Genomic DNA, 23432 nt, shown 5'->3' on the forward strand with positions numbered 1-23432 from the left:
ATTTTCCTATTCAAAATCAGGCTTCAATTGGTGGCTCATCGAACCATTTATAGAGCGAAGGCAACACTACCAACGTTAGCAATGTTGAGGTAATCAGCCCACCGATAACGACGATAGCTAATGGGCGTTGTATTTCAGAGCCGGGTCCGGTTGAAAACAGGAAGGGTACCAGCCCCAGCATCGCCACCGTCGCGGTCATCATCACCGGGCGGAAACGGGCAGTTGCGCCCTCGACCACGGCATCCGCGATAGATTTTCCCTGTTCGCGGAGTGAGCGTATATAGGTCACGAGTACTACACCGTTAAGCACCGCCATCCCCCACAGCGCGATAAAGCCGACGGATGCAGGCACGGAGAGATACTCACCCGTCACAAACAAGCCGATGACACCGCCGATAGAGGCGAATGGCAGCACCAGTATGATCAGGCTGGCTAAACGCAATGAGCCAAACAGCAAGAACAGTAAGAAGAAAATAGCGCCTATGGTAATCGGGATAATTAACATCAGGTGACCCATGGCGCGTTCCATGTTCTGAAACTGACCACCCCACTCCAGATAATAACCCTCTGGTAACTTGATCTGGCTGTCGACTTTTTGTTGCAGCTCGGTCACAAAGCCACCGAGGTCACGATCTTTGACGTTGACGCCCACTACGATGCGGCGTTTGCCCATTTCGCGGCTGATTTGCGCCGGGCCTTCGACTATATTGATTTTGGCCAGGCTGCTCAGATTAACTTGTGCGCCTGACGGAGTACTCATCAAGATATTGCGGATGGATTCGATATTGTCGCGGAAGCCTTCTGGTAAGCGCACAGTGGCCTGGAAGCGCCGCTCGCCTTCAAAAATTTCCGTGGCAACTTTACCACCGATAGCCGTTTCGATAAGGTCTTGTACATCGGCAACGTTGAGTCCATAACGCGCAATCGCGGAGCGATCAATATCAATTACCAGATATTGCTGTCCGGTGACGCGTTCTACCCGGATGTCCTGTGCACCGTTGACGGTGCGTGCGACTTTGGCAATGGCATCAGCTTTGCGTTTGAGTTCATCCAGATCATCACCAAATACTTTGATCGCGACGTCTGAGCGCACCCCTGTGAGCAGTTCATCCACTCGATCAGAAATCGGCTGCGCCATCACGATTTGTACGCCGGGTAACACTGATAACTTACTGCTGATAGCATCTGCAATGGTGTCCTGAGTCCAGCCTTTAGGCCACTCATCGCGCGGCTTAAGACTGACAATAGGGGTGGACTCATTAGGGCCTTGCGCATCAGCCGGGCTTTCACCACGACCAACGCCTGACACCACTGATTTTACGCCCGGCACTTGCATGACGAGTTTCATACCCTCCTGTTCCATGCGCAATGATTCTTCCAGCGAGATATTGGGCACGCGGTTAATCGCTGGCACGATAGAGCCTTCTTTCATTTCCGGGATGAAGCTGCTGCCCAGAAATGGTACGAGCAAGACTGCGCCGATAAACGCACTGGTGCTGATGATGAGGGTTTTGCGTCTGTGCAACAATGCGGTGTTGAGCAAATGCAGATAAGGTCGCTTGATCGCAGCAATCAGCCGTGTGTCATGCTCTGCGCCACCTTTGAGCAGGTAAGAGGACAGCACTGGGGTGAGTGTAAGCGACAGTACCAGCGAAATCGCCAGCGCGATGGAAATAGTGAAAGCTAAAGGCGCAAACATCTTGCCTTCCATGCCTTCCAGCGTCATCAGCGGCAGGAATACCAGGATGATGATGCCCACGCCAAAGATGACCGGAGTTGCCACCTCCGTTGCCGCGCCGAGGATAATCCGCGCTTTGCTGTCATGGGGCTTGGCATGGCCGAGCTTGCCAAAGGCATTTTCTACCATTACCACCGAGCCATCGACCATTAAACCAATAGCAATGGCAAGACCACCTAATGACATTAAATTAGCGGAGATGCCGAGCTGATTCATTGCCAGAAATGTCAGTAATGGGGTCAGTACCAGAGTTGCCACGACAATGAGCGACGAGCGCACATCACCCAGGAACAGGAACAACACGATGACGACGAGGATAACACCCTCTATCAGCACTTTTGTCACCGTATGCAAAGCGGCATCGACCAGTTCGGAACGGTCGTAATAAGGTACGATTTTAATTCCGCCCGGCAACATGCCTTTGGCGTTAATTTCCGCTACTCGGGCTTTGATGCGCGTGACCACTTCTTTGGCATTACCACCTCGCGCCATCATGACAATACCGCCGACGGATTCAGTGACGCCATTCTTGACGACAGCACCATAGCGGACTTCGTGGCCTATCTGCACATCCGCGACGTCACGCAGGAAGATAGGAACATCTTCTTTTTCTTTGACCACGATGGCGCGGATATCATCCAGATTTTTTACCAGACCGATACCACGGATTAAGTATTGTTCGGTACGTTGCGGCAAAATACCGCCGCTGGCATTGGCGTTGTTACGCTCTACCGCCTGATAAATATCGGCTATGCTGAGTTTGTAGTGGCGTAATTTATCTGGGTTAACCAGAATTTGATATTCTTTGACATAGCCACCCTGAGAGTTGATTTCGGCCACGCCGGGAATAGACCGTAACAGTGGGCGCACGACCCAGTCTTGCGCAATACGACGGTCGGTAAGCTCAGTTTGGGTCAATTCACGATTGCCGTCATCAGGTCGGTCGAGTGTGTATTGATAAACCTCGCCTAGCCCTGTCGAAACAGGCCCTAGCACGGGGGTGATGCCTTGCGGCATTTTGGGCTGTACCTCCAGCAAGCGCTCCATTACCAGCTGACGCGCAAAGAACACATCGGTTTGTTCGGTAAATACCAGCGTAATCAATGATAAGCCGGGTTTGTTTAACGAACGCATTTCAACCAGACCCGGCAGGCCGGTCATAATCACTTCCAGCGGTACAGTGATACCGCGCTCTACTTCTTCAGGTGATCGTCCCGAGGCATCGGTCGCGATTTGTACCTGGACGTTGGTGACATCAGGGAATGCATCTACGGACAGTTTGCGTGCTGCGTCCAGCCCAAAAAGCAGCATGGCAACAGCGACAACGACAATAATCAGGCGTTGAGCGAGCGCATTTCTAATTAATCCAGCAATCACGACTATGCTCCTTCCAGCGCTTGGCGATTGCGTTCGTTATTGAGGTGGAATGCACCGTCAATCACTACGTTATCACCCAGCTTCACGCCTGACAGCACTGGGCGTAAGCCATTCACTTCAGGCGCCAGACGCACTTCTGTCAGTTTGAATTGCCCCGGTTTGATTTGTAAAAATACATAGTCCAGGTTGTTTTCTCTAACCACTGCGGTGACTGGAACTGCCAGGCGTGGTACGGCTTCAGTCGCAATCAGCATAGTGGACAACATGGCGGGTTTTAATCGGCCATCAGTATTGTTTACTACTGTGCGTACCAATACGGTTCGTGTTTCAGGGTTGACGGTATTGCTGATGTAAACCAGATGGCCAGCCACGTGCTCACCATTTAATGCCGGGATTTCGATGGCGACTTCCTGGCCAATTTTGACATTGGCAGTCTGCTGCTCAGGCACTTCGGCAATCACCCATAAATGGGACAGATCAGCGATCGTGAACATAGGGTCAGAAGGTGCAACAACCTGACCCTGAGTTACATTGCGCTCCACGACTATACCTGACCTGGTTGCCGTTACTGGTTTTACGGAATCGATGCTGCCGGTTCGCGCAATACGTTGCAGACCGGCGCTGCTCATGCCCAATACTTTCAATTGATCAGCGGCGGCACGCATTTCCGCCTGTGCCATTTCCAGTGCATTTTCACGGCGTTGCAGTTCGGCAGTACCTATCACGTCAGCGGATAATAATAATTTTGCCCGTTCTACGTTACGCTGCTCCAGTGCAGACTGGGATCGGGCTTTGAGATACGCTAATTGCGCCTGACCCAATTCAGCGCTGTTTAATATGGCCAGTACATCACCTTCTTTGACGGTATTGCCCAAGTGCTGGCGAACTTCCACTACTCGTCCAGCGACGGTAGAACCAATGCGTTCGATACGCTGCTCATCAAAATCTACCTGCCCTGCCACGCGCAGCATGTCGGCTATTGGATGTTCGGTCAGTGGTGCGACTTTAATTCGGGCAACTACAGTAGCAGGCGGTGTAACCAGAGTAGGGTCAACCTCAACAGCAGCGGGCGCCGGAGCTGGTTTTTTTTCTTCGCCACAGCCAGTCAGGCCGAATGTTAGCGCACTGGCTACGCACAAACTGATAATTTTGGATGATGTATTCATGGTGCGGGGCTTTCTAAATTAAGGGCTGTGTAGCGTTCTAGTTCGACTAGTGCGGCGCCTTGTTCATAACGGGCTGCGATCAGATCATTGCGGGTAGTACGATATACACGCTGTGCATCCAGATAATCGAGGATGCCGCGTTCACCAAAACGGTATGCGGCTTCGGCAACTTTTAATGCGGCTTCAGCCTGGCGCATGACGCCTTCTTCCAGCGCAGATACCTGAGTGGTAGCAATTTCATATTCGTTTAATGCGGTAATCAGGCTTTGTTTGACGTTGTAATCCACTGCGTCATAACGATTGCGCGCTTGTGCCAGCTGCGCCGCGGCCACATCGATAGGGCCCTGACGCTGGTTCCAGATCGGCAGTGTGACTTGTATGCCGATACGTGAGGCATTGATGTCTGGTTCTCTATCCCAGTCTGCGCGTAAGCTGATGTCAGGCGTGCGCAAGTTGCGTTCAAGCGTGAGTTGTTGTTGTGCGCGTACCAGATCGGCTTGTGACTGACGCAAATAGGGGTTGTTGGCGATGGCTGCTTTCAAGTCAGCACCTGCTAACACCAGGCGTTTCACGCTGTAGTCTGCCACATTAAATTCAGGTGGTAATGCGCCACCGACCTCACGGCTGAGAGCCGTTTTGGCCTGGGTGACGCGTAAGGTTGCGGCTTGTAATGTGCGTTGGGTGTTGAGTAATTCGGTTTCAGCCTTAATCAATTCATAGCGTGGCGCTTCACCAGTATCTACCCTGACTTTTACGCGATTGAATATTTCCTGCACCAGTCTGTTGTTTTCTTGCGCTGCTTTTAGTTCTTCCTGGCGGCGTAGTACATTGAAATAGGCCAGCTTGATGCGTGCTCGCACTTCACTGGTGACTACAGTTTTCTCGCTGCTTGCATAGGCGACATTGGATTGCGCTACATCCACGCGGGCATTACGGACGTTGGGCAGATCCAGCCGCTGGATCAAGCCCATGGTCACTGTATTGCCTTCGGTTGCACCTGGCTGACGCGCGCGAATTTTGCCTGTGGTGGCTTCCAGCTCAGGGTTGGGGAAAGCGCGTGCACTTGTTATTCCTGCCTGTGCTGCCACGACGCCAGATTCGGCTGCCTGCACGTTTTGATTATTAGCCATACCCAGAGCGATCAGCTGTTCTACGCTATAAGTGGGTAAATCTGCCGCCCACGTTGATAGCGGCAGTAACAGTGCGGCTATTGTGACCTGCTTGAGCAAATTCAATGCTGCATTATCCTTGGCGTAAAGCATTTATGCGTTCCTCCAACGGTGGGTGAGTCATGAATAAGCGACGTAAGCCTGATGTGCCATTGCCACCAGCGATACCAAAAGCGGCCATTTTCTCTGGCAATGCAGCAGGTTCGTGGGCGCGTTGTAACGCTTGTAATGCAGCTATCATGTTTTGACGACCAGCCAGTTGTGCGCCGCCTGCGTCAGCACGGAACTCACGCTGGCGTGAAAACCACATGACGATAGTCGAGGCCAGAATCCCCAATACCATTTCTGCAATGAAATAAGTTACAAAATAGGCGGTGCCCTGTTCATTCTCGTTTTTAAACACCAATTTATCCACAGCATAACCAATTATTCGCGCCAAGAAAATCACAAAGGTATTCACTACGCCTTGTATCAAGGCCAGCGTTACCATGTCGCCATTAGCAACGTGGGCGATTTCGTGACCAATCACGGCCTCGGCTTCTTCGCGGCGCAATTGCTGCAACAGTCCCGTTGAAACGGCAACGAGTGCGCTATTGCGGTTCATCCCTGTGGCAAATGCGTTAATTTCAGGGGAATCATAAATTGCCACTTGCGGCATGCCTATACCGGCTTCTTTTGCGTACATCTGCACCGTGGCAAATAACCAGGCTTCCTGATTGTTTTGTGGCGAGGTAATCACCTGCCCACCGACCATACGTAATGCGCTCCACTTAGAAATCGCCAGTGAAATAAATGCACCACCCATACCCATCAGCGCCGCAAATCCGAGCAAGCTACTGAGGTGCAAGCCATTGGCGTCTAAATAACGATTCAGTCCGAACACTTGGGCGGTCACTGACAGCACTAAAATAATGCCCAAGTTGGTTAATAAAAATAAAAAGGTACGTTTCATGTTAAATGCTCCTGAAGTAGAGAGAGTTGATAACACCCATTTTACGCATCAACATTGCACATGAATAATCGAATATAATTGAATAATTGTTCGTAAAAAACTTACTATCATGAGTCAGATTAACTATAAACATTTGCATTATTTCTGGGTTGTCGCCAAAGCTGGCGGTGTTGGTAAAGCCGCTCAGCAATTGCATCTCACGCCCCAATCTATTAGTGGGCAACTCGGTATATTGGAAGAATCACTAGGTGTACAACTGTTTCGTAAGAGCGGGCGAAAGCTGGAACTGACCGAGACGGGGCGTTTAGTGCTTGGTTATGCAGAAGCAATTTTCGTGCTAGGTGAGGAAATGCAGGACGCGTTGCGTCAGCATCCGAGTAAACGCGCGTTGCAATTCAAGGTGGGTATTGCTGATGTCGTACCTAAAACCATGGCTTACCAGCTACTCGAACCCGCTATTCACATGGACGAGCAACCAAAAATGTTGTGTCGTGAGGGACGACTGGCAAGTTTGTTAGGCGACTTGGCGGTGCATAAACTGGATTTAGTCATTGCCGACAGAGCCATGCCCAGCAATCTGAATGTGCGTGGCTTTAGTCATTTACTGGGCGAATGTGGCATCAGCTTTCTCGCGAGCACCAGCCTTGCCGAGCAATATCAGGGGCTGGCTTTTCCTGCATTATTGGCCGAGGTGCCGTTGCTGCTGCCTGGGGAAGACGCGTCTATGCGACCGCGTTTGATGCGCTGGTTCGATAGTTTGCACATACGCCCTAATATCGTCGGTGAATTTGACGATAGTGCGTTGCTGAATGCATTTGGGCAAGAGGGTGTGGGCGTTTACCCTGTGCCGACTGCGGTAGTTAAACTGGTACAGCAGCAATCAGGCAGTGTCCTGCTGGGCGCCACCACGGCGGTTACCGAACAGTTTTATGCGATTTCTACCGAGCGGCGATTGACTCACCCCGCCGTGCTGGCAATCAGCCAGGCGGCACGGCAGGTGATGGTGGCGGGAACGAAGTTAAATACCGAAGTTCACACCAAATGAAGCATTCCAGCGCGGTGCGAGTTGCAAGCCTTCTACATATTGATAAACAGGCAATTGCACGAAGCCATAGACCTTAACTTGATCGCTGACTTTGATGGTAACGCCAGGGCTAAGGTAAGCCAGTTTGCCACCAGTGTTCATTGGGTCGCTTAAATTACCACTATCGCTCTGACGTTGCTGCGCGTTGATTTGCAATTGCGGCATGATGTTACCAAATCCCGTGTAGCGCATACCCAGATTGAGGTTGATGGCATTGCCGGGGCGATAATCATTACGCGCACTCATCGCTGTCTGGTACAGGCCTTGTGCAAACCAGTCTACAGTCGGGGTGAGCCTGTCAAAATGGTATGCTCCGATGATTAAATCAGTACTGCCCGTGCCTGGCTGCAGGCTGGCATCCAATGCGCCACCTGCTCCAGGGCCGCTGTTGAAGGTGTAGTCCTGCTTACCCGTGGCAAATTTCATCCCCAGCATCAGCCCGGTTTTGGCATCAGGAAACAGTCCTTGGTAGCGCCCTATCAGCTTGATGTCACCCAGACTTTGCGTGTGTGAAGATGTGACATCAGTTTCGCTTGCACCCAGCGTGCCATGTTCGCGATCCATGTAAGGCACTTGCAGATTCACACCCCAGTTACGGTTAATCAGATAATCCAGCCCTAAAGTGTAGTAATTGTTTTTGGTGTATTGCTCAGTTTCACCCGCGCTACCATTAGCTAGTGCGTTGGCGACATCTGCGCTACTGGCAACACCACTGCCATGCCGTAATTGATCCTGATTGATATAGTCATAACGCAAGTCCACGCGTAAACCTTCCTGAGTGGTCATGCCCTGGTTTTCCCCAGACAGGGCTTAGTGTGCAGCCGCAACTGGAGCATGCAAAAGCCGGAGTAGTAAGTAGCAAGCTGCTGAGTATGAGTAAATGTTGAGTTTTCATGTTGTTTTTGTAAATTGAGAAAAACAACATTATAAATAAAGGTATTACACACAAACCGCGTCAAATTGTCGCAGTCGGGTGTGTTTGCAGATTTGAGTGGGTAATAAATTTGCCCGAGAGGGCCAGATAGTTTTGTGTGGGTGCAGGCCAGTAACCGTCACCCTGAACTGATAGCTTAAATCAATTACGCTTTGATGTTAATGACGCCACCCACTGCAGAACCGATAGTTGGTTGATTCTGACTCGGAGGAACGCTGTTAGCCTGTTGTGCAATCTGTTTTTGCACTTCCTGAACTTGCGTATTCTGTTGCGCACTGTTGTTTTGCTGCGCTTGCATTAACTGTTGATAGGCCTGTAGTGAATTGGAACCACTACCTGATTGGCAAGAAGCACATCCGCTGGTACTCATCATAACCTCCTGTGTCACGGTACAACTAAAACAAATAAACTACTTCGTGTTCTGTTAACGGCAGCATTTCATGAATATTTAGCCCTGTTTAGTTAAGAATAGTATATTTTTTGCAAATAGGTAGATCATTCAGGCCGCCAGCGTTTCAATAAAAGCGCATTGCTCACCACGCTGACACTGCTCATTGCCATGGCTGCACCGGCAATGACGGGGTTCAGCATGCCTGCTGCCGCGAGGGGAATGCCGATGAGGTTGTAAACAAATGCCCAGAATAAATTTTGCCGTATCTTGTTATAAGTGCGGCGCGAAATATCCAGCGTGGCGGGGATGAGCATAGGGTCGCCGCGCATCAGTGTTACCCCCGCGGCATGCATGGCGACGTCGGTGCCTGTGGACATGGCGATACCGACGTCGGCTGCAGCAAGTGCGGGTGCGTCGTTGATGCCGTCACCGACCATGGCGACGATGGCTTTATTCTGTTTGAGCGCCAGCACCTGCGCGGCTTTGTCGACAGGCATCACTTCGGCGTGATATTCGTCTATGCCTAATGCCTGCGCGACGGCGGCTGCACTGGCGTGGTTGTCACCCGTGAGCATGACGCTGCGCACGCCCAAATCGCGCAATGCGCTTATTGCTGCGGCAGCGTTGGGTTTAATTTCGTCGCCAAATACCAGCATGCCCAGTAATTCGGATTTATCACCCTGCTGCCGTGCCAGCCATGAAATCGTGTGTCCTGCTGCGACATCGGTTGTGAGTAAAGCTGACAGGGTTGCCTCGTTAATCTGCAATTCCTGCATTAAGCGTGCATTGCCAAGATACAGCGTGGCGTCGTTGATTTGTGCGGATACGCCCAGTCCAGGCCGCGCAGTGGTGAGTGTAGTCGCTGTCGGCTGAATGCTGTGTTCCTTCGCCGTTTGCAGAACGGCACGTGCAAGTGGGTGCTCACTACCTTGCTGTACGCTGGCGGTCAGCTGCAATAATTCATCTGCGCTGATTTGATAGGGAATGTATGCTACCAGGCTGGGGCGACCTTGCGTGAGCGTGCCGGTTTTGTCGAAAGCGATGCAGGTTACGCTGTGTGCAATTTCCAGTGCTTCGGCATCTTTAATCAATATGCCGTAACGTGCTGCTACGCCTGTGCCTGCCATGATGGCGGTAGGCGTGGCTAAACCCAGCGCGCATGGGCAGGCAATGACCAGCACCGCGACGGCGTTTAATATCGCCACTTGCCAGTCACCACCGAGCAAGCCCCAGCCTAATAAGGTGATGAGTGCAATCACCAGCACCACGGGAACGAACACCGCACTGACTTTATCGACCAGATGTTGTATCGGTGCTTTGGCGGCCTGGGCGGATTCGACCAGCTGGATAATGCGCGCCAGCAGGGTATCGTGGCCGATAGCGGTGGTGCGGATAACTAATACGCCATCGTAATTCACTGTGCCACCGATGACTTTATCGTCCAACGCTTTATGCACGGGCACGCTTTCGCCTGTCATCATGGATTCATCAACCAGACTCTGCCCTTCTATGACTATCCCATCCACCGCAACACGCTCACCCGGGCGTGTGACGACGATGTCATCGATATGCACACTGGCTAACGGGATTTCGCTATCCACGCCATCACGCCGCACCCGTGCAATGTCAGGACGCAGCGCAATCAGCGCACGGATAGCCGCAGCCGTCTCCCGCTTGGCACGAGATTCCAGCCATTTGCCGAGCAGTACCAAGGTGATGACCGCAGCAGACGCTTCAAAATATAAATGCTGATCTTGCCCCTGCGTGAGTAAATACAGTGACAAACCATAGGCTGCGGAGGTGCCGATAGCGACCAGCAAATCCATATTGCCCGCGCCGGCCTTGACTGCTTTCCAGCCCGCCCGATAAAAGCGTCCGCCCAGCCAGAACTGTACTGGTGTCGCCAGCAGCCATTGCAGCCAGCCGGGCAAGTTGAATTCGGCACCGAACAGCATCGCAAACATAGGCAGCGTTAGTGGTATCGTTAATATTGCTGCGAAAGCAACCGGCAGCCAGTCGGGTGTACGTGGTGCTGGTGCGGGTTCGTCGGTCAGCGCCGTTAATTCAAACCCTGCCGCTGTCACGGCCGCTTGCAATTCGCCGAATATGACAGGTGTGAGGCTCACTACATGCGCGCGCTCAGTCGCCAGATTGACCGCAACTTCGGTCACGCCCTCCACCTTGCGCAGCGCCTTTTCCACTCGCGCCACACATGAGGCGCAGGTCATGCCTTTGATAGCGACATCCATGCTGAATTTGGCGACTTCGAAACCCGCAGCAACAACACCAGCCTCAAGCGTAGCGATGGAAGTGCCTGCCTGAGTATGCAGCGTCGCCTGTTCGGTAGCCAGATTGACACTGCATTCCACCACCCCGTCGACTTTCCCCAGCGTCTTTTCCAGCCGGGCGACGCAGGAGGCGCAAGTCATGCCTTTGATGGCGAGCTGATGGGTGCTGTATTGTGGTTTCATGATAGACCTGCTTATGGGTGTTTAACTGAGACAAGTACAGGAAGGAAAAATTCGTCCTGTGTCACCAGACGTATTAATTATCTTGCTGTTCGTCATTCGAGGTGCATCCAATCCGCATTTCTGCATCATTTGACGAACATTCCCCGTCTCGCATCATACGTCCAATAGAATTCTTTCCAGGCCCAACCCAGGCCTCTTTGTAATAAATCAAATTCATACACGAGGTGTTGGAATACCGCCCAGATGTCGGCGCGTGAAGAATAAAGTGGTATTCGGGCTGAACAAAACTACCGTTGAGTTTCTGAATCCCCTCTGGCGTAATGGGCGACTGGCTGGTCAAGTCGTCTTCATTACCCTGTATCACTAAATTAATCCGGGTTAAGTCAGCCGGGAATTCAGATAACGGAATGCGTTGCCATGCATTACTGTCGTATTTAAAAAATACATAAGGCGGATTGGGTCTGCCCCATTTGTTATAAGAAAGACAAAGATTGGGCGAAGTCACCAGATAGGGTGTGCCGTTTTCTACGTGCAAAGCCAACAAATCAAAATTGGCATGCCCAATGGCCTCAGTCGCCTTGTCTTCCCAGCTGATGGTTTTGTCTGTGCCAGGCAAAGTAAAACTCAGGGATTGTTTCTTTATAGGCGGCGACTGGCCAATTTCGTGACGGCCGCCATAACTTTGTGATCGGCTAACCAGTATCGTACTGCCATCATTTTGCAACGCCTCTTCCTTCCAGCTTGTGCCACCGAACCCGAATAATCCTGCATGGGCGTTCAGGCTTAACCCCACGGCCAACACCAGCCCGATTATTTGGAATATCCCCAACCACGATTGTTTGTTATTCATCTTGCCCTCTTGATTATGTTTGTATGTTTTATTTATTGATGTGGACTTAGTCTAGTCATTGCATCAGTTGATTACGCTACTTATCCAGTGCCCTATTATTTTACTTGCACTGATGACGGCTACGGCTACCAGCAGGTGTTTAATGATTTCCGGCAGCAGTTTTACCTTGCGCTCCCATGCCACCATGCTGGTGATGCTAGCCAGAAGCAGCATACCCCAGATGATGGATAATTGGTCTATATGTGTGAGCGGGAAGTATGCGATCAGGGGGATAAAGCTGATGCACAGCAGTAATCGGGTGATGAAGTTGGTGATGGTGCCGATGAATGCGGATTTTTGATCTAGTTGCGCTGATTCCTGAAAGACGTGGATGCTGAGTGCGTCGGTGAGGTTGTCAGCAAACGCGGCGATTAGCAGTGCGCTGATGATAATGGGTTTGGTGGCGTCAGCAGAATGGAGGCCAGTAATCAATGCCATGCTGGTAACGACAGCGGCTGTTCCGCCATAACTTATGCGGCTGGTCTTGAACATGGGTATGCCTCACGGAAATACAGAAGTTGATTGTATCTGGTTGGGACGCGTTATGGTTGTAGATGACAGGATTATGGAAATTCAGTCTCGGTACCCGCCCAGGTTGCATTGAGGTTAATCGCGTTCTCCGCAACTGACATGCCGCGTTCGGCGATGAAGCCTTTGCCTGCGGCAGTGAGTTTCAGGTGAAAGTTATCGGGAAACTCGGTGAGCATCCAGTGGATTTCGGAGGGATGGACGGGCATGTCGTTGCGCACCAGATGGCGTACCCAGAGCTGATTGTCGATGACTTTGACAATAAATGGTGTCGGAATATGGTGGGTGAGCAAGTGCTGATGCACGACCCATTCGATGGGCGTGGGGCGGCGTGAGGGTGGACGGCGGGCGTCAATGCGGAAATGACTGCCACCGCCCGCCTCTTTTACCAATTCACCTACCCAGCCTATGGTTAATCCGGTGTGGACGATAATTGTGCGTCCTGCAAACCGACTTAAAAAGCGTTCGCGTAATACTGTGGGATTGGGGCGGAATACCGCTATAATCTTATTTATCATTCAATGTCTAGAATAACTATGCAGTCTGCATCATCAACTCAAAATATGGTCGTCGCCGCACAAACTGCGCATTTCGACACCCCGCTGACGCTGAAAAGCGGCGCGGTGCTGGATAGCTACGACCTCGTTTATGAAACTTATGGCACGCTCAATGCGGATGCCAGTAATGCTATTTTGGTATGTCATGCTTTATCTGGCAACCATCATGTTGCTGGTGTGTATGAAGCAAGCGATAAAAAGCCGGGCTGGTGGGATAACATGGTGGGCGCGGGCAAGCCTATCGACACTGATCGCTTCTTTGTCATCGGCTTGAATAATCTGGGTGGTTGTCATGGTTCGACCGGACCTAAATCCATTAATCCTGCTACAGGTCATGCTTATGGCGCGGCTTTCCCACTGGTGACGGTGGAAGACTGGGTTGCCAGTCAGGCACGGCTGGCGGATAAGTTGGGCATACGCCAGTTTGCTGCGATTATGGGTGGCTCATTGGGTGGCATGCAGGTGTTGCACTGGAGTATTGCTTATCCCGAGCGTGTGCGGCATTGTCTGGTAATTGCGTCTGCACCCAAGTTGACGGCGCAAAATATTGCTTTTAATGATGTGGCACGGCAAGCGATTTTGACTGACCCTGATTTTCACGGTGGTGATTATTATCAGCATGACACTTATCCACGACGTGGCTTGCGGCTGGCGCGGATGCTGGGGCATATCACTTATCTGTCCGATGATGTGATGGGCAGTAAATTTGGGCGTATTTTGCGTCAGGGCGGGTTTAATTATGGCTACGATGTGGACTTCGAGATTGAGTCCTACTTGCGCTATCAGGGCGATAAATTCGCCGACAGCTTTGATGCCAATACCTATTTGCTGATGACCAAGGCGCTGGACTACTTTGACCCTACGCACACTGCGCCTGAAGCGGGCTTGTCAGCAGCACTGGCGCCTGCGCAGGCGGCGTTTCTGGTGATTTCGTTTACCACTGACTGGCGTTTCGCGCCGGAGCGTTCACGTGAGATAGTCAAGGCATTGCTGGATAACGGCCAGCAAGTAAGCTACGCCGAGATTGTTTCTAAGCACGGCCATGATGCATTCCTGATGCCTGACGCACATTACCATGCCCTGGTGCGTGCCTATATGGAAAGGGTGAGCGGATGATACGGCAAGATTTTAAAACCATCGCTGACTGGGTACCTGTGCGCGCGAAAGTGCTGGATCTGGGTTGCGGTGATGGCAAGTTATTAAAGCATTTGCAAGACACTAAACAGGCGCATGCCTATGGCGTGGAGCTGTCTGATGCCAATGTGCTGGCGTGCGTGCAAAATGGCGTGAATGTGATCCAGCGCGATCTGGAAGCAGGTCTGTCTGAGTTTGCGAACGATAGTTTTGACTATGTGGTGCTGTCGCAAACCTTGCAGGCCATGCATCACACTGAGGCCATATTGCGCGAAATGCTGCGCGTGGCGCATGCGGGCATTGTCACTTTTCCCAATTTTGGCTACTGGAAAAACCGCCTGCAAGTCATCCGTGGTCACATGCCGGTATCTACGGATATTCCCTATCAATGGTATGACACGCCTAACGTGCACCTGTGTACGATGCATGACTTTGAGGCCTTGTGTGCCAAACTGGACATCCGTATCTGCGAACGGGTGGTGATGACGGCGGGCAAGCGAGTGCATTTCATGCAAAACCTCGCTGGCAGTCTCGCCGTTTACCGGTTTGAACGCAACTAATCATGCTCCCCACGCTGCATGCTACCTCGACGGATAAGGCCATACGCCTGGAAGTTGCAGGGGCGTGGCGTTTAAGTACATTCAATCAGCTGATACCACTGGACTCACCTGCTGCTATTTTGCCTGTCGAGGTAGATGGTAGTGCCATTACTTATTTAGATACCAGCGGTGCCTGGGCACTGTTGCGTGCGCTGCATGATGGTGGGCTGGCACCAGATACAGCCACATTTTCTGGATTCAGTACTGAGCATCTGGCGATACTGGATTTGGTAAAACAGAATTTTGATGCCAGCTTGATCAGCAACCGTCACAGACAGCATTCTGCGTTAGCCGGTCTAGGTAAGTTAGCCACCACCGGCTGGCAACGCGCACATGGGCTGCTGGCATTTATCGGGGTGTTGAGCACAGAATTCATGCAGCTGCTCCGTTATCCCCAACGTTTTCGCACCAAAGAATTTACCAATCAAATCGAAGTGATACTGGTGTATGCCATTCCTTTGGCATTTGCCATGATGTTTCTGCTTGGCCTGGTGTTCAGTTATCTGTTGGGCATACAGGCCAAACAATATGGCGCAAATATCTTTGTGGTTGATGGCGCGGCATTAGCCGTGTGCCGTGAGCTTGCGCCAGTGATTGTGGCGATACTGGTGGCGGGGCGTTCAGGGGCTGCGATTACGGCACAACTGGGCACGATGAAAGTGTATGAAGAAATTGATGCGATTAGTGTGCTCGGATTGTCACCCTACGCTGTCTTGGTGATCCCCCGCATTCTTGCGCTGATCATCGCGCTGCCTTTGCTGGTATTTGTCGGTGATGTGGCGGGCTTGTTGGGGAGCATGCTGGTCGCGGCGCAACAGCTGGATATTACCCCTGCCAGTTTTATGAGTCGTCTGGATCAGGTGCTGGAAATAAAAACCGTATTGATAGGTTTGCTGAAAGCGCCAGTATTCGCGGCCTTTATCGGCGTGATTGCCTGCTATATGGGCTTTAATGTTGCCAGAGATGCACGCAGTATCGGCTTGAATACGACGGCGACGGTGGTGGAAAGCATCGTTTCAGTCATACTGTTAAATGCGATTTTCGCCATTTTATTAGTGAAGCTGGGTATTTGAGATGAGCGACGATACCCTTATCGCAGTTGAAAATATTGTGACGCGATTCGGCGTTAATACCATACACGATGGTGTCAGTATGTCGGTGCGGCGTGGTGAAGTGGTTGCGTTGATCGGCGGTAGCGGTACTGGTAAGTCAGTGCTGTTGAAAGAAATGATAGGCTTGCTGCGGCCAACAGCTGGGCAGGTGCAATTGTTTGGTGAGTCGGTGTGGACGTCGAGTGAGGCTGAGTTACGCAGCCTGCGCCAGCGTTTTGGCGTGCTGTTTCAGGATGGCGCTCTGTTTTCGTCCATCAATGTCGCACGTAATGTGGCCACGCCATTGTTTGAGCATACTGATCTGGCACAAGCCGATTGTTTGCAACTGGCGCAGCTTAAACTGGCACTAGCAGGATTGTCGCCTGATGCCGCAACGAAGATGCCAAATGAGTTATCTGGCGGTATGCGCAAGCGCGTTGCGCTGGCACGGGCGCTGGCGCTGGATCCGGAACTGCTGTTTCTGGATGAGCCGACGTCGGGACTGGATCCTATTTCAGCGCGGGCTTTTGATCATTTAATACGTACACTGGCGGATAATCTAGGGTTAACGGTATTGCTGGTAACGCACGACCTGGATACTTTACTGAGCATCATAGATCGGGTGATAGTGCTGTCTAACGGCAAGGTGCTGGGTTCGGGCACGGTCGCGGAAATTAAGCAAATTGATGATGATTGGCTGCAAGCGTATTTCGCAGCGCGTGCCAACACGGAGGATGGTAATGGAAAATGATGCGCGTTATACCTTAATCGGTAGCATAGTGCTGGCTATGGTGTTGTTGCTAGCCGCGAGTCTGGTGTGGCTGATGGGCGGCAGCGATAAACAGGATTATCAGCATTACAGCATTTATTTCCATGATCAGTCCATGGATGGGCTGGATGTGAATAGCGCGGTCAAATTGCGGGGGGTGAAAGTAGGTGAAGTAACTGATTATGGTTTTGTTGCTGGGACGAATGAAGCTGTACGTGTGAATATCAAGCTGCAAAGCAATACGCCTATTCATGTGGACAGTCTGGCATTCATCAAGCGTAATGTGGTTACAGGTATCGCTACGGTAGAAATCAGCAATCCCCATGCGGATACCGAATTGCTTACTCTACGGCTGCCGGGTGAACGTTATCCGGTCATTGCTGAAGGTCGTTCAGATATAGATAAAGTCACCACAGATCTTTCCAAAATGGCAGAAAATGGCGCACAGTTGCTGGATAAGGTTAATTTGCTGTTAAGTGTAGAAAACCGTGATGCAATGACCAGAACATTAAGTAATGTACAAGCGATAACGGGGCAATTGGCGGGTCACAAACATGCACTGGATGGCGCGATTAATGATTTTGCTGCGGCAGCGCAAGAAATGAAATTAACTGCACAAAACCTGAATCAGGTAAGTACGCATGCAGATATTGAATTACAAAATCTGAGTCATAAAGCCAGTCTTACGCTGGATCAGGCAACAACGGGAATGGCTGAGGTACAACAACAATCAGTGATTATTTCCAGGCAGTTACAGTTGCTGACTAATACCGCAAATTATCAAATCAAGCAGATAGGTCGAGATGTCCGTGATGGCAGTGATGCGATTACCGAGACCAGTCAGCGCTACGCAAATCCACGAGACCTGTTGTTTAATGCCGGCAAATCTGATGCCGCGCCAGGGGAAGAAAAATGAAGTCATTGATATTGGTACTGATGTTGGCTGGGTGCGTCAATTTAGGTGGTGAAACCAGACCGAGTACGACTTATATTTTGCTGGATGCTCACAGTGCGTCTGCGGCAAGCGCGCAGCAGTCGCAGACCTTGATGGTTGCGCCGATACGGACCAGTAGCTTTGATGACAATGATAAGTTGGTCTTTGCGCGCACTGCGAATACGCGTGCAGTCTATCAATTGGCACGTTGGAGTGAGCGACCCAGCAGTCGATTGAATGAATTGCTGTTCAGTCGTTTAAGCAATAGTGGGGTTTATGCCAATATTGTGCCTGATGACAGTGATGTGATTGCCGATAGATTGCTCACGGCAGATTTGCTGAGCTTTTATCATGATGCCAGTACGCAACCGGGTCAGGTATACGTGCGTATGCGTTTCACCTTGTACGATAATCAACAGCATATGCTGATTTCACAGCGGATATTTGAACAAACTGCAGCGGTGAAAACGTATGACGCAGCAGGTGCCGCGACTGCGTTTGATCAGGCTACTACGGCGTTATTGGATGATGTCGTGAACTGGTTAGCGCAGCCCGCTGTTACGCATGGCCATTAATCTGTCAACACGTTCAGCTGTGGCGGGGTGAGTACGAAACAGGCCTTGCACACCTTCACTACTGAGCGGGTTGATTATCATCATTTGCGCCGTTTCAGGATGCAGTACGGCTGTTTCCATGGGTGTGCCATGAGCATAGGCTTCGATTTTTTGTAATGCCATAGCCAGTGCTTCCGGGTCACCTGATATCGCTGCACCGCCAGCATCGGCACCAAATTCCCGCGCACGAGAAATCGCCATTTGTATCAACATCGCAGCTATCGGTGCAAGCAGCATAATCAGGATTGCTACTACTGGGTGTACGTTACGCTCACCCTGGCTGTTACTGCCACCACCAAATAACATGCCAAATTGAGCAATAGCGGAAATCGCACCGGCTATGGTCGCTGATATGGTGGAAATGAGCGTATCACGGTTTTTTACATGGGTGAGCTCATGTGCCATTACACCGCGTAATTCCCGTGGGCTGAGCATGCGGATAATGCCTGTGGTCGCTGCGACGGCAGCGTGTTCAGGATTGCGCCCTGTGGCAAAGGCATTGGGTTGAGCTTCGTCGATGATATAAACCGCTGGCATAGGCAGGCCAGCACGTTGAGCCAGTTCGGCTATCATGCCGTAAAACTCAGGCGCGGTAGATGCATCCACAGGTTGCGCATTGTACATTTTCAAGACGGCCTAGTCGGAGAACCAGTAAGCATAGATATTCATTGCGCCTGCAAATGCCAGCGCGATTAACATGCCACTTTTGCCACCCAGCAACATGCCCACCGTCGCAAATAAAACGACGATGCCTGCCATTAAAACAGTGGTCTTGAACCAGTTATCTAACATGTTTTCTCCTGTATGGAAGCGTTCCAGGGCAAAAACAGCATGCCCTGAACTAGGTGCTTGAAACTGGTAATTAGATGATGGTGTTTTTCAGAAATTCAACGCCAGGCCCAGCGATAAATTGTGCGGCAGATAACCGCTTGCCACCAGCTGGCTGTAATTCAGTGATACACAGGGCTTGCTGCTGGCAGGCTATGGTGATGCCGTGCGCGTCAGCGCTGATTAATTTGGCAGGGGTGCCGGATTGGTCTACTACGTGGGCTTGCCATACTTTGATGATTTTTTCCTGCGCAAGGAAATAGGCACCTGGGGCGGGGTTAAAGGCGCGAATGTTACGAGCTAATTGCTGTGCTGGCAGATTGAAATCCAGCAGTGCTTCGGCTTTGGTGATTTTTGCGGCATAAGTGACACCTGCTTCTGGCTGCGGCACTGGGGTAAGCTCAGTGATCTGTCCTAGCGTTTCCACTATCATGGTGCCGCCCAGTGTCGCTAGCTTGTCATGCAGGCTGCCTGTGCTGTCGTCATCAGCGATGGCGATAGTTTCGGTGGTTAACATTGCACCCGTATCCAGACCTGCATCCATTTGCATAATGGTGATGCCTGTAGTGCTGTCTCCAGCCAGTATGGCGCGATGTATGGGCGCCGCACCGCGCCAGCGCGGGAGCAGGGATGCGTGAATATTGAGGCAGCCGTATTTGGGCATATCCAGTACGGCTTGCGGCAAGATCAAACCATATGCAGCAACCACCATAACATCGGCGTTGAGTGTGATGAGTTGCTGTTGTATGTCACTGCTTTTTAACGTCAATGGTTGCAATACGGGAATGTTAAGGTGTATCGCTTCCTGTTTTACAGCGCTAGGTGTCAGCTTCATGCCGCGTCCTGCGGGACGGTCAGGCTGGGTCAGCACAGCAACTATTTCGTGACCCGCATTGTGTATGGCGGTGAGTGCAACACGAGCAAACTCAGGCGTGCCTGCAAAAATTACTCGCATTACATGGTCTCAAGTACACGCTTTTTAAGCTTGTTCTTGATGCGGCTTTGCTTGAGTGGCGAGAGGTATTGGACAAATACTTTGCCCAGCAAGTGATCCATTTCGTGCTGTATGCATACACCCATCAGGCCGTCAGCTTCTAGGGTAAAGGTTTTGCCGTCCAGATCCATGGCTTCTACTGTGATTTTTTCAGCACGAGTTACTTTGTCGTAGATGCCGGGCACAGATAAGCAGCCTTCTTCATGCACAGCACTACCGTCAGCAGTGAGGATTTTAGGGTTGATAAATACGCGTAAATCATCATGTTCTTCGCTGATATCGATGATCAGCAGTTGTATATGCTCATCGACTTGTGTAGCAGCCAGGCCTATGCCCGGCGCGTCATACATAGTCTCAGCCATGTCAGCAACCAGCTGCTTAATTCGCGCATCTATTTTAGCAACGGGTTGTGCTACCGTGTATAAACGGTAGTCTGGGTAACGTAAAATCGAGAGTTTAGCCATAAGTGCTTGCCTGCAAAGATAATTAGATGCAGAATTGGAAAAATGTATAGCTATTATACGATGGTTGCGGGTAGAGTTAAAATATAGTGTCAAATCATAATCAATTAAGCGCGAGGGGAAATAATGTATAAATTAGGGATTTCAGTTTTATTGGCAGGTCTGATGAGTATGACCAGTTATGCTGATGAATTGCAGCTGCAGAAAGACGCGCCTAGCCGTTATACCGTTGTCAAAGGCGATACGCTGTGGGATATTTCAGGAAAATTTCTGAAAGACCCGTGGAAATGGCCGCAGATCTGGGGCATGAATAAAGCTGAAATAAAAAATCCGCATTGGATATATCCCGGTGATATTGTTATTTTGGATCTCAGTGGCAAAACCCCAAGATTATCCCTGCAGTCTTCAGGCATGCTACAGACTGTGAAGCTCAGCCCGACTATGCGTGCTACCAGCATAGATGAAATGGGGATTCCCCCTATCCCTGCATCAGCGATTAATGCTTTTATTAAACAGCCGTTCGTGATGGGCGAGGGTGCGTTGGATAAAGCACCGCGTATATTGGCGGCGCAAGAAGACCGGATGATGCTGGGTGCGGGTGATTTGGCCTATGCAACGAATGACGGTAGTGACACAACGGACTGGAAAATATTGCGTCCGGGTAATGCATTAATTGACCCGGATACTAAAGAGGTGTTGGGATATGAGGTGAAATACCTCGGTGAAGCGCGTACACAGGTGAAAGGTGATCCGCAACGGGTATTGATTACTGCTGCAGTACAAGAAGTCCAGGCCAGAGACAGGTTGATTCCTGCGGATGATAATTATTCTTTCCGTTATGTACCACATGTATCTGGCAGTAATATTAACGGGAAAGTGATTTCCGTTTCTGGTGGTATGACTGAAGCGGGGCAGTTTGCCACCATAATTATTAACAAAGGTTCGCGCGATGGTGTCGATGAAGGTACGGTGTTAGCTGCTTATAAAAATGGCGGCAACTTGAAAAATGAACTCAGCGTGGCTAATGCACGGCTTAACTGTACTGTATCTGGCGGGGATTCCTGTGGCAAAGTAGAAGATATTACATTACCTGATGCGCGCTCTGGCCTGGTGATGGTGTATCGTGTGTTTGATAAGGTTTCGTATGCGTTAATTATGCAAACCACTCGTCCTATCAGCAAATTAGATTTTGTGCGCAATCCTTGAGTAAAGTTTGAACGACGCAGAACGTAACGCCTGGCTTGGCCTGTCACTGACAGCCGGGCTGGGTGCACTTTCATATCGCAAGTTGCTCACCGCTTTGGGCGGTCCCGAGCAGATTTATGCCGCTACAGTCAGCACACTGAAACTATATGTGCCTGTCGCCTTGGCGCAACGTATTGCCCTTGGCGTTGATACCGATGCTATTGCGCCGACATTGGACTGGCTGGCGCAGTCTGATAATTATTTGGTCACTTTGGCGGATAGTGATTACCCACAACGACTGTTAGAAATCCCCGATCCCCCGCCGCTTCTGTATGTTAAAGGGCGGCGGGAATTATTGAACAAACCGAGCTTGGCTATTATCGGTAGCCGTAGTACGACACCACAAGGTCGGCTTAATGCGGAAAATTTTGCGCATAGTTTGGCTGATGCGGGTTTGACTATCGTGAGTGGATTGGCATTGGGTGTGGATACGGCGGCGCATCAAGGTGGTTTGCTAGGCGCTGCAAGTACAGTGGCGGTCGTGGGTACGGGTTTGGATATTGTTTATCCGGCCAGCAACAAAGCGCTGGCGCATCAAATCGTCGCACAAGGTGCAATAATTTCCGAGTTTCCACTAGGTACGCCATCAATTGCAGGTAATTTTCCCCGTCGAAATCGGATTATTAGCGGTATGGGATTAGGTTGTCTGGTGGTTGAGGCAGCGTTGAAAAGTGGCTCGCTGATTACTGCGCGACTGGCTTCTGAACAAGGGCGTGAAGTGTTTGCGATCCCCGGTTCTATACATTCACCTGTGGCGCGTGGCTGCCATTATTTAATCAAGCAAGGCGCAAAGCTGGTAGAAAGTGCGCAGGATATTCTGGATGAGCTACGCTGGCAAACGGATGCTGTTCCTAGTGTTGTGCAGGCGGAAGTAAGCGACCCTCTATTTGATGCAATGGGGTTTGAGCCCTGCCATATTGACACACTCATTATGCGTAGCGGGTTGACGGCGCAAACGCTTTCCGCCATGCTGTTAGAAAAAGAGCTGATGGGGCAAGTGGCAACACACCCTGGCGGCATGTACCAACGAATATTTTAAATGACTATGCTAGAAATTCTGATTTTTTTATTTGAGAGCTACCCACAGATCGAGCTGGCACCCGACAGGGACGCGCTTACGGTAAAATTGCATGCAGCTGGTTTTAATGGGCTGGAGGTCAATCAGGCATTAGACTGGTTCGCTGATTTAGGTGCGCTTAATTCGTCACAGTACCCTACCAGTCTGGCGCAGCACTCGGGTGTGCGCATTTACGCTGAGGAAGAGCTGGCTCGTATAGATACCGCCAGCCGTGGTTTTTTGATGTTTCTGGAACAGGCAGGCATACTGAATCCGTTACAGCGTGAGTGGGTGATAGATCGTATCCTTGCGCTTGATGAAGATGAAGTGAGTCTGGAAAAAATCAAATGGATAGCGCTCATGGTGTTGTGGAGTCAAAACCCCAATCAAGATTACTCACTTTTAGAAGATATGCTGTTTAACGACGGTACTGGTCTTCCTGTACATTAA

At 50.8% G+C, this 23432-nt stretch carries 22 protein-coding genes and 1 pseudogene; 10 read left to right on the forward strand and 13 right to left on the reverse strand.

Annotation, left to right across the window (positions count from 1 at the left end; all coding sequences use genetic code 11):
- Nucleotides 1-16: 16 nt before the first annotated feature.
- Genes SFSGTM_RS00450 through htpX (SFSGTM_RS00465) form a run of 4 tightly spaced genes read right to left on the reverse strand, consistent with a single transcriptional unit; the run spans nt 17 to nt 6402 of the window.
- Entirely contained in the window at nt 17-3115 is a 3099-nt protein-coding gene (locus SFSGTM_RS00450) for an efflux RND transporter permease subunit (protein WP_162083440.1), read from the reverse strand.
- Between the two features lie 2 nt (nt 3116-3117).
- Nucleotides 3118-4281, reverse strand: a complete 1164-nt coding sequence (locus SFSGTM_RS00455; protein WP_162083441.1) for an efflux RND transporter periplasmic adaptor subunit — start codon at nt 4279-4281, stop codon at nt 3118-3120.
- Nucleotides 4278-5543 (reverse strand): TolC family protein, encoded by a 1266-nt coding sequence (locus SFSGTM_RS00460; protein ID WP_162083442.1) that lies wholly within the window; start codon nt 5541-5543, stop codon nt 4278-4280. Before SFSGTM_RS00460 ends, SFSGTM_RS00455 begins: the two co-directional genes overlap by 4 nt.
- Nucleotides 5524-6402 carry a protease HtpX gene (gene htpX, locus SFSGTM_RS00465; RefSeq protein ID WP_162083443.1) on the reverse strand — a complete coding sequence of 293 codons (879 nt, stop codon included), beginning with the start codon at nt 6400-6402 and terminating at the stop codon, nt 5524-5526. Before htpX (SFSGTM_RS00465) ends, SFSGTM_RS00460 begins: the two co-directional genes overlap by 20 nt.
- A gap of 109 nt (nt 6403-6511) precedes the next feature.
- Between htpX (SFSGTM_RS00465) and nhaR the strand changes: the two genes are divergently transcribed.
- A complete protein-coding gene (gene nhaR, locus SFSGTM_RS00470) occupies nt 6512-7447 on the forward strand; it encodes a transcriptional activator NhaR (protein WP_162083444.1) in 936 nt (311 codons plus the stop codon).
- Here the strand turns inward: nhaR and SFSGTM_RS00475 are convergent.
- The 6 genes from SFSGTM_RS00475 to SFSGTM_RS00500 form a co-directional block, all read right to left on the reverse strand.
- Nucleotides 7421-8272: a TonB-dependent receptor gene (locus tag SFSGTM_RS00475; RefSeq protein WP_162083445.1), complete on the reverse strand. Its 852-nt coding sequence runs from the start codon at nt 8270-8272 to the stop codon at nt 7421-7423. The two genes, nhaR and SFSGTM_RS00475, sit on opposite strands and share 27 nt — an antisense overlap.
- 293 nt (nt 8273-8565) lie before the next feature.
- Nucleotides 8566-8793, reverse strand: a complete 228-nt coding sequence (locus tag SFSGTM_RS00480) for a hypothetical protein (protein WP_162083446.1) — start codon at nt 8791-8793, stop codon at nt 8566-8568.
- A gap of 122 nt (nt 8794-8915) precedes the next feature.
- The gene (locus tag SFSGTM_RS00485) at nt 8916-11282 is read right to left on the reverse strand and encodes a heavy metal translocating P-type ATPase (RefSeq protein WP_162083447.1); all 2367 of its coding nucleotides are present in this window, start codon (nt 11280-11282) and stop codon (nt 8916-8918) included.
- 73 nt (nt 11283-11355) lie between these two features.
- Nucleotides 11356-12132, reverse strand: coding sequence for a hypothetical protein (locus SFSGTM_RS00490; protein ID WP_162083448.1), 777 nt, complete (start codon nt 12130-12132; stop codon nt 11356-11358).
- 63 nt (nt 12133-12195) lie between these two features.
- On the reverse strand, nt 12196-12663 hold the full coding sequence (locus tag SFSGTM_RS00495) for a hypothetical protein (protein ID WP_162083449.1): 468 nt from the start codon (nt 12661-12663) through the stop codon (nt 12196-12198).
- A 71-nt stretch (nt 12664-12734) separates the two neighbouring features.
- Complete coding sequence (locus SFSGTM_RS00500) at nt 12735-13217, reverse strand: hypothetical protein (protein WP_162083450.1); 483 nt, start codon at nt 13215-13217, stop codon at nt 12735-12737.
- Nucleotides 13218-13220: 3 nt separating this feature from the next.
- Here SFSGTM_RS00500 and metX point away from each other — a divergent pair, with 3 nt between their 5' ends.
- From metX to SFSGTM_RS00530, 6 genes are read left to right on the forward strand one after another with little or no spacing between them, the layout of a single operon-like run.
- Nucleotides 13221-14372: a homoserine O-succinyltransferase MetX gene (gene metX, locus SFSGTM_RS00505; RefSeq protein ID WP_232526013.1), complete on the forward strand. Its 1152-nt coding sequence runs from the start codon at nt 13221-13223 to the stop codon at nt 14370-14372.
- Nucleotides 14369-14950 (forward strand): methionine biosynthesis protein MetW, encoded by a 582-nt coding sequence (metW, locus tag SFSGTM_RS00510; RefSeq protein WP_162083451.1) that lies wholly within the window; start codon nt 14369-14371, stop codon nt 14948-14950. The genes metX and metW overlap by 4 nt, the downstream gene beginning before the upstream one ends.
- Nucleotides 14951-14952: 2 nt before the next feature.
- The gene (locus SFSGTM_RS00515; protein WP_162083452.1) at nt 14953-16062 is read left to right on the forward strand and encodes an MlaE family ABC transporter permease; all 1110 of its coding nucleotides are present in this window, start codon (nt 14953-14955) and stop codon (nt 16060-16062) included.
- Between the two features lies 1 nt (nt 16063).
- The gene (locus SFSGTM_RS00520) at nt 16064-16831 is read left to right on the forward strand and encodes an ABC transporter ATP-binding protein (protein ID WP_162083453.1); all 768 of its coding nucleotides are present in this window, start codon (nt 16064-16066) and stop codon (nt 16829-16831) included.
- Nucleotides 16821-17765, forward strand: coding sequence for an MlaD family protein (locus tag SFSGTM_RS00525; RefSeq protein WP_162083454.1), 945 nt, complete (start codon nt 16821-16823; stop codon nt 17763-17765). The genes SFSGTM_RS00520 and SFSGTM_RS00525 overlap by 11 nt, the downstream gene beginning before the upstream one ends.
- Nucleotides 17762-18358, forward strand: coding sequence for an ABC-type transport auxiliary lipoprotein family protein (locus SFSGTM_RS00530; protein WP_162083455.1), 597 nt, complete (start codon nt 17762-17764; stop codon nt 18356-18358). Before SFSGTM_RS00525 ends, SFSGTM_RS00530 begins: the two co-directional genes overlap by 4 nt.
- Here SFSGTM_RS00530 and htpX (SFSGTM_RS00535) read toward each other — a convergent pair.
- The 3 genes and pseudogenes from htpX (SFSGTM_RS00535) to def form a co-directional block, all read right to left on the reverse strand.
- Nucleotides 18326-19189 (reverse strand): annotated as a pseudogene (gene htpX / locus SFSGTM_RS00535) (zinc metalloprotease HtpX). The gene SFSGTM_RS00530 and the pseudogene htpX (SFSGTM_RS00535) overlap by 33 nt on opposite strands.
- 70 nt (nt 19190-19259) lie before the next feature.
- Nucleotides 19260-20180: a methionyl-tRNA formyltransferase gene (gene fmt / locus SFSGTM_RS00540; protein ID WP_162083456.1), complete on the reverse strand. Its 921-nt coding sequence runs from the start codon at nt 20178-20180 to the stop codon at nt 19260-19262.
- Nucleotides 20180-20683: a peptide deformylase gene (gene def / locus SFSGTM_RS00545; RefSeq protein ID WP_162083457.1), complete on the reverse strand. Its 504-nt coding sequence runs from the start codon at nt 20681-20683 to the stop codon at nt 20180-20182. Before def ends, fmt begins: the two co-directional genes overlap by 1 nt.
- Nucleotides 20684-20806: 123 nt before the next feature.
- On the opposite strand from def, the gene SFSGTM_RS00550 reads away from it, so the two are divergent.
- The 3 genes from SFSGTM_RS00550 to SFSGTM_RS00560 are packed head-to-tail and all read left to right on the forward strand — an operon-like array spanning nt 20807 to nt 23432.
- Nucleotides 20807-21886: a LysM peptidoglycan-binding domain-containing protein gene (locus SFSGTM_RS00550; protein WP_162083458.1), complete on the forward strand. Its 1080-nt coding sequence runs from the start codon at nt 20807-20809 to the stop codon at nt 21884-21886.
- A gap of 7 nt (nt 21887-21893) precedes the next feature.
- The gene (gene dprA / locus SFSGTM_RS00555) at nt 21894-22964 is read left to right on the forward strand and encodes a DNA-processing protein DprA (protein ID WP_198420583.1); all 1071 of its coding nucleotides are present in this window, start codon (nt 21894-21896) and stop codon (nt 22962-22964) included.
- Nucleotides 22965-23432 (forward strand): Smg family protein, encoded by a 468-nt coding sequence (locus SFSGTM_RS00560; RefSeq protein WP_232526014.1) that lies wholly within the window; start codon nt 22965-22967, stop codon nt 23430-23432.

Source organism: Sulfuriferula nivalis, assembly GCF_009937995.1.
Taxonomy (GTDB): Bacteria; Pseudomonadota; Gammaproteobacteria; order Burkholderiales; family Sulfuriferulaceae; genus Sulfuriferula; species Sulfuriferula nivalis.